Below are 9,508 nucleotides of genomic sequence, written 5' to 3'. Positions count from 1 at the left end.
AGTCGTCCAGGCGTTCGGGGAACAACACGCTCTGCGACCGATCCGCACCTTCGACGAACCGCTTCATGCGAGACTCCATCGATTGAGGGCACTAGGATACTGGCAGCCGCGCTGCTGTGTGTTTTTACACAGCCTCGACCCAACCCGGACACCCACTTGCCCTCACGTCAACTTAACTCGCCCAGACCGAGTGTCACGAGGCGATTCCGCCGAGCTGGGAGAAGGAAGATGAGCGCAATACTGAGAGCTATGGCATGCGTATTGATCCTGGTTGTAAGTGCGACTGGCTCCGCCTCGGAGAATCAGGTCAAATCGAATGAGGTCACGGCCATCGATATCTTGCTGAAGCCGGATGCGACGATGATTCTGCACGCCTCGAACAACAACGCCCGGTTGCTGAAGGTGTACCCGAAGGGTTTCGCCTTAGATGCTACGCACACTCCCCACATCACGTTAGTCCAGCGCTTCGTCCGTACAGGAGACCTAGACAAAGTTTATGCGGCCTCTAATGCCGTGCTTGCGAGAGCGAAATTGAGATCAATGCGGTTAGAAGCATTTAAGTACTACTACGCACCAGCTGGCGCAGTCGGCGTCGCGGGTATCGTCGCTAGGCCAACGTCGGAGCTGTTGAAGCTACAAGCTGACATCATTGCTGCGATCGCACCATTTACGGTGGCAACTGGGGACTCGTCGGCATTCGCCACCGCGCCCGATGATCCGGTCATTGATCCGCTACTCATTGACTACGTTGCCTCGTTTGTTCCGAAGCAGACCGGTTCACATTTCAGTCCCCACGTCAGCACCGGTGTGGCGACAAAGGAATACCTCGACAGGATGCTGTCCGAGCCTTTTGAGAGCTTTACGTTTTCACCAGTGGGGGCCGCTGTCTACCAGCTAGGCCAGTTTGGTACTGCAGCGAGGAAATTGCGGGATCTAACGTTGCATCCGTGACGTCATTCGTTGAGGTACCGAAAACGATTAGGCTGTCGCTTAGGTCCGCTTGCGACCCAGAGCTGACCTTGGCGTAGGATGCGAACAGGCCTAGTACGTGGTGGAGTGGCCCGATGCAGGGGGGGGATGTGTGGCCGCAAATAATCCTCAGTTTGACAGACGCTTCTGGAAGATCTTGGGAGTCACCCTTATCCAGATATTGCTGCTCCTGGCTGTTGTGCTGACCCTTGTGCACTTCATCTTTGGGCACAGCCCTGTATCACGATTGCTTTTCCAGGTGGCGCCGCCCGTGTTCACAGGCCTGGGAATCAAGATGGTCTTGGACAAGTTGCGCAAATCGGACTCCGCATAGCTGGCGGCTTTCGGGCAAATTATGGATGGCTGCTTCCGACCGAGGCTGTTTGAAAACGCGAGAGGCCATATGGAGCGTCTGAAGCGTCCTCGTACTTTCGAGTTACTCAGGAGTAGAGGTGGTTGATGATGCCATGGCATAGCGGATGGGCGACAGACTGCCGAGAGAGCGATGCGGTCGGTCATGGTTGTAGCGGTGTTGCCAGTCGTCGGTCATGCGTCGGACTTCGGCCAGTGTGGTGAAGACGTAGCGGTCCAGCACTTCGGTGCGGAAGGTGCGGTTAAAGCGCTCGATGTACGCGTTCTGAGTGGGCTTGCCTGGCTGGATGTGCAGCAGTTCGACGCCGTGACGTTGCGCCCATTGCTTGAGTGCTGCACTGATGAACTCCGGGCCGTTGTGCAATCGCCGTCGTCGCGGAGCGCCGCGAAGCTCGACAAGATCGTCCGGCACGCGAATGATGCGTTGCGAGGGCAGGCTTGTATTGATCTCCCGGCATCGCGACGGCGGCGTACGCGCCTCGCATCGCAAAATTTCGTCTCGCCATTGCGGTATTCTCAAAGCCAATCGACTCATCGTCGATCATCGGAATGACGTCACAGGGGGCGGCATGTGGGGGTATTACGTGGCTCTGGCGCTGCGCAGCAGCGGGCGGAGCAAGGCGCTGACGGCGCTGGTGGTTGTGTTGCTGGCGTTCGGCGTGGCGGCGTGCATGGTGTCGTTTGCGGTCTTCCGCGCCACCACCAGTGATCCGATTCCGGGTAAATCATCGCGCCTGTTCGTGCCGCAGATCGACAATTTCGGCCCGACCCACACGTATCAGAATGAGCCGCCGGACATGCTCAGCTACCGCGACGCGCTCGCGCTGCTGCAATCGCGGAAGGCGAGGCGGCAGACCCTGCTCTATCCGACCCAGTGGCAGGTGGCTTCCGACAACGCGTCAGTCCCCACCATGTCGCTGCATGGCGACGCCGTAACCGCCGACTTCTTCAATATGTTCGATCTGCCGTTTCGCTACGGCAGCGGCTGGAATGCAGGCGACGATGCGCAGCACGCGAGCGTATTGGTGATCAGTCGCGCACTGAACGAAAAGCTGTTCGGCGGACGTGATAGCGTGGGGCAGGAGATCCGGCTGGACGGCAAGGTGTTCCGCATCGGTGGCGTGCTGGACGACTGGAACCCCAAGCCACGTTACTTCGATATCGGCACCTACGAAGCCGAACGCGCGTTCGACGATGCGGGCGACATCTACATCCCGTTCTCGCGCGCCACCGACATGAAGAAGGACAGCTTCTACTCCAGTTGCCCGACCGCCATGGGCACGTTCGACGTCAGCCAGTGGGATGCGTATCTGGACAGCGAATGCGTGCGCATCGGTGCTTGGGTGGAGCTGCAAACCCCGGCAGAAGTCCAGGCCTACCGCGCCTTCCTGCACAACTACGCCGAGCAGCAGCGGGGGATTGGACGCTTCGCCTGGCCGACCAACGTGCGCCTGAGCAATGTGAATGACTGGCTGACTCATCTGAAGGTCACGCCGAAGGCGTCCAGCCTGTCGATGCTGGTCTCGGCGTGTTTTCTGCTGATCGTGATGGTCAACGTGATCGGGCTGATGCTGGCGCGCTTCATGCGGCGTGCGCCGGAAATCGGCGTGCATCGTGCACTGGGTGCGTCACGCGCGTCGATCTGCCGGCAGTTCCTGATCGAGGGCGCCATGGTTGGTTTCGTCGGCGGCGTGCTCGGCGTGCTCCTGACACTGCTGGGCTTATGGAGTGCCAGTGCGCTGTTCGAGCCGCAGATCGCGCAGCTGGTGCGCGCAGACCTGTCGCTGGTCGCGCAGACCGTGCTGCTGGCCATCGTCGCCACCGTGGTGTCCGCGCTGTATCCCACCTGGCGCGCGGCGCAGACGCAGCCGGCGTGGCAGATCAAGATCAATCCTTGAGGCTTCGGTAATGGCATTCTCACGCGCTTTCATGCAGCTGCGTCCGATCGTCTCCGCGCTGGGCCGGCACAAGGTCGCCACCTTGCTGATCGTGCTTCAGGTGGCGCTGACCCTGGCGGTGGCGTCCAACGCGCTGTTCATGGTTGCGACGCGCATGGTGCATCTGTCGCGCAGCACCGGAACCGATGAAGCCCATCTGTTCGTGATGCGGAGCAGTTGGGCGATGGGTCTGACCGCGGGCCAGATCGACGCCAACATCCGCGCCGACCTGGACGCGCTGCGCCACGTCGCCGGCGTGCGCGACGTCATCGCCAGCAACAGCTATCCGCTGGGCGGCAATGTCGCGGGTATGCTCACCACTCGCCTGAAACTCACGATGGAGCAGGCCACGCGTCCGCAATTCGCCATGGTCTACGCCGCCGACGAGCATGCGATCGACACGCTCGGCGTCTCGCTGATCGCCGGGCGTAATTTCCGGTCGGACGAGATCTCCACCATCGGCCCGAACGACAAACTGAAGACGCCGGGCATCATCGTCACCCGCGATCTTGCCGACAAACTTTTTCCGGATGGTTCGGCCCTGGGCCGCACGGTGTTTCTGCCGGGTGGACCCAGCGCCATCATCGGCATCGTTGCGGACTTGCAGGGGCCGCTGAGCATCACGCGTTCCTCCGACGCGGATAGCGTGCTGATCCCGGCGCGCTACATCGATCCGGATGTGGTGATCTATCTGGTGCGCACCGACGGTAGCGCCACGCACGAGGTGATGGGGAGGGCAATGCAGGCCCTGCAGCAGCGCCCGGGCCTGCATGTGATCGATCCGAAACTCGGCATGTTCGCGATGGATGCGGTGCGCGAGCAGGCCTATGCCACTGACCAGAGCGTGGCGACGCTGATGAGCATCGTCTGCGGCCTGCTACTGCTGGCGACTGCCGGCGGTATTGTCGGCCTGAGCAGCTTCTGGGTCAGCCAGCGGCGCCGGCAAATCGGTATACGCCGCTCGCTCGGCGCCACCAGCGGCGACATCCTGCGCTATTTCCACGCCGAGAATTTCCTGATCGTCAGCAGCGGCATCGTGCTCGGCATCGCGCTCGCCGTGTTGGCCAACTCCGGCCTGATGAAGATGTACGAGCTGCCGCGCATGCCATTTTATGTGCCGCTGCTCGGGGCGCTGCTGCTGTGGCTGATCGGCCAGCTGGCCGTGTGGGGACCGGCGCGCCATGCAGCCAAGGTCGCGCCGGTAGTGGCGATCCGCACTACGTGATCAGATCGAACCCGACCCTGTCGCAACCAGGTTCCATGACTGGTTGCATTCCGCTTGAGCATCAACGTTGTCTGCTCTGGACCGAGGCGGAGCGATGAAATCACCCATCGCGGATGGTCGTGCCATCGATCAGGCGAATGCACGCTTCAATCGCACTTTTGCTTCACAGGGCGATGTCTTCGATGCCAGCTTTGTCGGTCTTGCCGGTCTCAATGCAAGGCTTTCGGCGCATATGTCGATGATGTTCGGTTAGGACTGTGAAAAGGGTCAGCATGACCCTTGAGGCGGGCTGCGAGATCGGCATGAAATGCCCGTTGCTGTCGGTCACAGTGAAGATCGCCGATGCCCGGGTCCGTGACGATAGCGTTTCCTCCATCGTCACGTCGACTCAGCCGAAATCCGGGCCCTGCCTCCATAGTTCATCCCACGACTTGCGTGCGGGTCCGCACACGAAGATGTCGGGGTGGTAGCGGGTCTCTTCGTTGCTTATTCCCAGGGCATTGCTCACGTGGCCGGCAACGCGGCATGACACGAAAAGCTCATCGACGCGTTCGCGCGAATTTCCCAGCACGATGAGCGTGGTGGGCTTGATTGCCGGAGGGCCGCGCAGCCATCCGGAGTTGACGGTGGTGATGGGCGTGGGCAGGTGATAGCGCGGGCCCAGCAGGGCGATGGCGCCGTACTCGCCGTAGTTGCCTACCGCAATGCCGAGGTTTGCCTGCTGATCGGCGGGCAGGGCGTCACGGATCGATGCCACTTGCGCGACCAGTTCGTCCCAGCCGATTTCTTCCCGCAGGTCGGTGTTGTGCTTGAGCGCGAAGTCCCGCAACGGGCCGTCCGACGCGAGGGGAACGATGCGGAGTGTGGCGTAGGCGCCAATGGCAAGGACCCCGATGAAGGCCAGCACGGTAATGCCGGCACGCACGGCTGGCTTGAGGGTTCGCAACCAACGCTCTCCCATCACCGCACCCATGGCCAGCAGCATGGGGTAGGTGCCGCAGACGTAATAGAAGCGTCCCTGTGCGAGCAGAAACAGCAGCAGCGGCACCACGTACATCCACGCCAGCATGCGATAGCGGCGGTTCCTGAAATAGCCGAACAGGCCCGCCAGCCACACGGGTGCAGCAAACAGGTTGGCATTGAGCAGGAACTGGTCGCGCAGAAAGCCATCCGCGCGGCCCTGGTGTACGTCGCGGGCATGGATGCCCTGCAGGAAGTGATACGAAACGAAATCGTGGCGGACGAGCCACACGAGATTGGGTGCGAAGATCACGAGCGCCACGCCACCGCCCGCCCAGAACCAGCCGCTTTTCAGGTATCGCCGCGCGTCGGTGAGAAGGACGCCGGCCAACACGCCCGTCAATCCGAACGCGATGGAATACTTGGTCTGCAGCCCAAGGCCGGCGAGTGCGCCGATCGCCAGCCACCAGCGCGGTTCGTCGTCGCGCAGCAGGCGAATCACGCACCAGGCGATGAGCACCCACCACAGAAGATCGAACGAGGAGTACTGGAACTCCGTCGCCTGGAACATCGGCAATGGCGACAACCCCACAGCGACGGCCACGAATACCTGCGCCAGCCGCTCGCCGCCCAGGTCACGCGCCATCAAGCCGCTGGCGATAATCACCATAACTTGCGCCAGCACGGAAAACACGCGCAGGCCCACCAGCGAAAGGCCGAACATGCTGAGCCCCACATGCTCCAGCGCGGCCGTCAGGGGCGGGTAGGGGACGAAGCCCCAGTCCAGGTGTTGCGCATCACTCAGGAATTGCCATTCGTCGCGATGAAATCCGTACTGGCCGTTGGTCAGCATGTGGGCCATGCCAAACAGCAAGGCGATGGCGACGACCGGCATGACGCTTCCTTTCTTCGCCTGCTCGTTTGGCATCGCGTCGAGCAGCGACGTGCTGGGCGTGGACATGGGCGCTTCCCTGAGGTGGTTGTTGGGTCGTCCGATGTTCATCCCTTCCCGGGCGGCATCGTTCGTGTCTTGCCAACCATAACCAATGTCGGCCTCGAAGCGGGCTTCGGGGCGGTTTCGGATGGACCGTCACCGTCGTGCCCCAGGAAATCCATGGAAGGGTCCGCCGCCGGCCCGATGCGACGCGCAGCATTCGGGGCCGTTGATCGCAGCGTTGTCCGCTGCCGGGGAGGATGTCATGAGGCCATGGGCTGTTGTCCTTTGCTTGCTGGTGGCATGCGGTTGCGTGCGTGCCGAGACGAAAGTCTGGCAGCCCGCCGAAGGGCGTACGCAAATGCCGCTTTGGCCCGGCACCCCGCCGGACCCCCAGCCCATGCCGGGGCCGGAGGAGATCGATACCAATCCCAAGGCGTTGATCGGCGGCAAGCCGGTGTCGGCGATAAGGAACGTGTCAGACCCGACGATGACCGTGTATGCCCCGCAGGGAAAGAACACGGGCGCCGCCGTGGTCGTGTTCCCCGGTGGCGGCTTCGAGATACTGGCGATCGACCTGGAGGGCACCGACGTCTGCGACTGGCTGACGCCCAAGGGCATTACCTGCGTGCTGCTCAAATATCGCGTTCCGGGCGAACCTTACCGGTGGCGATGCGATTGCCGCCCCCACAACCTGGGTTTGTCGATGCCTGCGTTGCAGGACGCCCAGCGAGCACTGAGGCTGGTGCGCTCGCATGCGCAGGAGTGGCATGTCGATCCGCACAAGGTGGGCGTGCTCGGCTTCTCGGCCGGTGGTTATATGGTGGCGGAAGTGAGTACGAACTATAAGCGCCGCACGTACAGGCCTATCGATGCTGCTGACAAGGAAAGCAGCCGGCCGGACTTTGCCCTGGCCATCTATCCCGGGCATCTGGCGACCGATCGCAACACGTTCAACCCCAATATTCCCGTCACCAGTGAAACACCGCCGACGTTCCTGCTGCAGGCGGAAGACGACCACGTGGATGGCGTCAACCAGGCACAGGTTTACTACGAGGCCTTGAAGAACGCCGACGTGCCGGTGGAGATGCACTTGTATGCACACGGCGGGCACGCGTTCGGTCTGAGGCCAACGTCAAACCCGATCACGCGCTGGCCAGCCCTGGCCGAAACATGGATGCGCACCATTGGCATGATTCCCGAAGCGGCACCCTGAACCCCGTGGGGCGTGGCGCCGATAGCCACGCCCGCCCGAACTGCGTAGGACTTTCGCCCGATTGCCGGGACGAAGGCTCGGAGTAGCGTCATGGGCTACGTTGGCAAAGGGATGGGCTCATGAAACTGCTGATGGGAATGTTGGCCATGGTGCTGCTGGCTTGCGGCCTGTTTGTGGTTCCAGCCAGGGCACACGCCGCGCAGAAGGCGGATGAGTGCAAGTCGGGCTATGTGTGGCGCGAGGCATTCCACAATGACCACGCCTGCGTGAAGCCCGAGGTGCGCGATCAGGTAGTCAACGACAACCGCGACGGGCCTTCCCGTCGGCAGCCTGGTGGTGGCGCTTACGGACCGGACACATGCAGGTCGGGCTATGTGTGGCGTGAGGCCAATCCGCACGATCACGTCTGCGTGAAGAAAGAAGTACGCGACCAGGCGGCCGCCGACAATCGCGATGCGCCGAATCGCCTGGCGCGCAAGCAATATACGTTGTGATGCGCCTTGCCTCGCGGAGATACCCGGTCATGGGGTTTTCCGCATCACGATAGCTTGCCGGCTTGCAGCGTGCAGCGTGTGCAGATTTTTGTGTAAACGGGGATTGCATTACAGCTGAGGGAGGCGCCCCTCGAACTGGATGGTAAAGCGGTTGAGCGCGGCCTTCCAATCGCGGATGGGCAGCGTCCATTTCTTGCTGATGTTGCGCAGCGCCAGGTAGAGCAGTTTGACCAGGGCCTCATCGCTGGGAAATGCGCCACGATGCTTGGTCAGCTTGCGCAGCCCCATGTTCACCGACTCGATGGCATTGGTCGTATAGATCACCTTGCGGATCTCCGGCGGGTAGTCGAAGAACGGGATCAGGCGCGGCCAGTTGCGACGCCACGATTGCCCGATCGGCGGATACTCCTTGTTCCATCGCGCCTCGAACTCGGCGAGCCGCTGTTCGGCCTCCTCGGCGGTGGCGCAGGTGTAGATGCGCTTGAGATCGGTCGCCACTTCCGGCCGCCGTTTCCACGACACATAGTTGAGGCTGTGTCGCACCATGTGCACGATGCATAGCTGCACCGTCGTGTGGGGAAACACCGCCTCGATCGCCTCAGGAAACCCCTTCAGCCCGTCGACGCAGGCGATGAAGATATCCTGCACGCCCCGATTGCGCAGTTCCGTGACCACCTGAAGCCAGAACTTGGCGCCCTCGGTTTGCGCCAGCCAAAGGCCCAGCACCTCCTTCTCGCCGGCCATGGTGATGCCGATGGCCAGGTAGACCGCCTTGACTCGCACCGAGCCCTCACGGACTTTGAGGTGGATGCAGTCGAGATAGACGATGGGGTAGACCGTATCGAGCGGGCGGCTCTGCCAGGCCTTCACTTCGTCGACCACCGCGTCGGTGACCGAGGAGATCAGACTCGGCGAAACCTCCGCCCCATACATCTCTTCCAGGTGCGCCTGGATCTCGCGCACCGTCATGCCTCGCGCATACAACGACAGGATCTTGTCGTCGAAACCGCTCCAGCGGGTCTGGTGCTTGGGGATCAGCTTCGGCTCGAAACTGCCATGGCGATCACGCGGCACCTCGATCGGCAACTCGCCGAACTCGCCCTTGAGCGTCTTGCGGCTACGGCCATTGCGGGTGTTGCCAACGGGGTTGGCTACCGCCTCGTGCTTCTCGTGACCGAGGTGCTCGGTCATCTCCGCATCCAGCGCCTTCTCGACCAGCAGCTTGGTCAGCTGCTTCAGTAGCCCGTTCTCGCCGATCAGGTCTTCCGGTTTCTTGTAGTTCGCCAACAGGCTGCTAAGCAGCTCGTCGGGTACGTCGTGCTTGCGTGGACTCATGGTGTCTCCGGGTCAGGTGGCAGTGTCCTGCCAAAGACCCGTTTACACAAAATCTAGGACACGCCC

The 9,508-nt window shown here is 61.9% G+C and carries 9 protein-coding genes; 6 read left to right on the top strand and 3 right to left on the bottom strand.

Translation table 11 applies throughout. From position 1 onward, the window contains the following. Window positions 1-228: 228 nt before the first annotated feature. The gene (locus VFG49_RS15770) at window positions 229-951 is read left to right on the top strand and encodes a hypothetical protein (protein ID WP_324862225.1); all 723 of its coding nucleotides are present in this window, start codon (window positions 229-231) and stop codon (window positions 949-951) included. 454 nt (window positions 952-1,405) lie between these two features. Here VFG49_RS15770 and VFG49_RS15765 read toward each other — a convergent pair whose 3' ends face one another. Next, complete coding sequence (locus tag VFG49_RS15765) at window positions 1,406-1,753, bottom strand: integrase core domain-containing protein (protein ID WP_324862223.1); 348 nt, start codon at window positions 1,751-1,753, stop codon at window positions 1,406-1,408. Between the two features lie 157 nt (window positions 1,754-1,910). Between VFG49_RS15765 and VFG49_RS15760 the strand changes: the two genes are divergently transcribed. From VFG49_RS15760 to VFG49_RS15750, 3 genes are all read left to right on the top strand, one after another. Next, window positions 1,911-3,239, top strand: coding sequence for an ABC transporter permease (locus tag VFG49_RS15760; protein ID WP_324862221.1), 1,329 nt, complete (start codon window positions 1,911-1,913; stop codon window positions 3,237-3,239). A 10-nt stretch (window positions 3,240-3,249) separates the two neighbouring features. Further along, entirely contained in the window at window positions 3,250-4,503 is a 1,254-nt protein-coding gene (locus VFG49_RS15755; RefSeq protein WP_324862219.1) for an ABC transporter permease, read from the top strand. A 94-nt stretch (window positions 4,504-4,597) separates the two neighbouring features. Beyond that, on the top strand, window positions 4,598-4,756 hold the full coding sequence (locus VFG49_RS15750) for a hypothetical protein (protein WP_324862217.1): 159 nt from the start codon (window positions 4,598-4,600) through the stop codon (window positions 4,754-4,756). Between the two features lie 135 nt (window positions 4,757-4,891). Here the strand turns inward: VFG49_RS15750 and VFG49_RS15745 are convergent, their stop codons facing one another. Next, window positions 4,892-6,424 (bottom strand): glycosyltransferase family 39 protein, encoded by a 1,533-nt coding sequence (locus VFG49_RS15745; RefSeq protein WP_324862215.1) that lies wholly within the window; start codon window positions 6,422-6,424, stop codon window positions 4,892-4,894. 238 nt (window positions 6,425-6,662) lie between these two features. Between VFG49_RS15745 and VFG49_RS15740 the strand changes: the two genes are divergently transcribed. Together VFG49_RS15740 and VFG49_RS15735 are read left to right on the top strand one after the other, a co-directional pair. Further along, entirely contained in the window at window positions 6,663-7,613 is a 951-nt protein-coding gene (locus VFG49_RS15740) for an alpha/beta hydrolase (protein WP_414649156.1), read from the top strand. Between the two features lie 119 nt (window positions 7,614-7,732). Further along, the gene (locus tag VFG49_RS15735) at window positions 7,733-8,107 is read left to right on the top strand and encodes a hypothetical protein (protein ID WP_324862211.1); all 375 of its coding nucleotides are present in this window, start codon (window positions 7,733-7,735) and stop codon (window positions 8,105-8,107) included. A gap of 108 nt (window positions 8,108-8,215) precedes the next feature. On the opposite strand, the gene VFG49_RS15730 is transcribed toward VFG49_RS15735, so the two are convergent. Continuing rightward, on the bottom strand, window positions 8,216-9,442 hold the full coding sequence (locus VFG49_RS15730) for an IS256 family transposase (RefSeq protein WP_324862209.1): 1,227 nt from the start codon (window positions 9,440-9,442) through the stop codon (window positions 8,216-8,218). Window positions 9,443-9,508: the final 66 nt, after the last annotated feature.

The organism is Dyella sp., from assembly GCF_035685885.1.
Taxonomy (GTDB): Bacteria; Pseudomonadota; Gammaproteobacteria; order Xanthomonadales; family Rhodanobacteraceae; genus Dyella.
The sequence above is the reverse complement of the archived record's forward strand: the minus strand, read 5'-3'. Positions and strand labels throughout refer to the sequence as shown.

Coding starts and splice junctions, on each gene's coding strand:
- VFG49_RS15745 (WP_324862215.1), bottom strand. CDS start 6,424: ATGTCCACGCCCAGCACGTCGCTGCTCGACGCGATGCCAAACGAGCAG.
- VFG49_RS15730 (WP_324862209.1), bottom strand. CDS start 9,442: ATGAGTCCACGCAAGCACGACGTACCCGACGAGCTGCTTAGCAGCCTG.
- VFG49_RS15770 (WP_324862225.1), top strand. CDS start 229: ATGAGCGCAATACTGAGAGCTATGGCATGCGTATTGATCCTGGTTGTA.
- VFG49_RS15750 (WP_324862217.1), top strand. CDS start 4,598: ATGAAATCACCCATCGCGGATGGTCGTGCCATCGATCAGGCGAATGCA.
- VFG49_RS15755 (WP_324862219.1), top strand. CDS start 3,250: ATGGCATTCTCACGCGCTTTCATGCAGCTGCGTCCGATCGTCTCCGCG.
- VFG49_RS15735 (WP_324862211.1), top strand. CDS start 7,733: ATGAAACTGCTGATGGGAATGTTGGCCATGGTGCTGCTGGCTTGCGGC.
- VFG49_RS15740 (WP_414649156.1), top strand. CDS start 6,663: ATGAGGCCATGGGCTGTTGTCCTTTGCTTGCTGGTGGCATGCGGTTGC.
- VFG49_RS15760 (WP_324862221.1), top strand. CDS start 1,911: ATGTGGGGGTATTACGTGGCTCTGGCGCTGCGCAGCAGCGGGCGGAGC.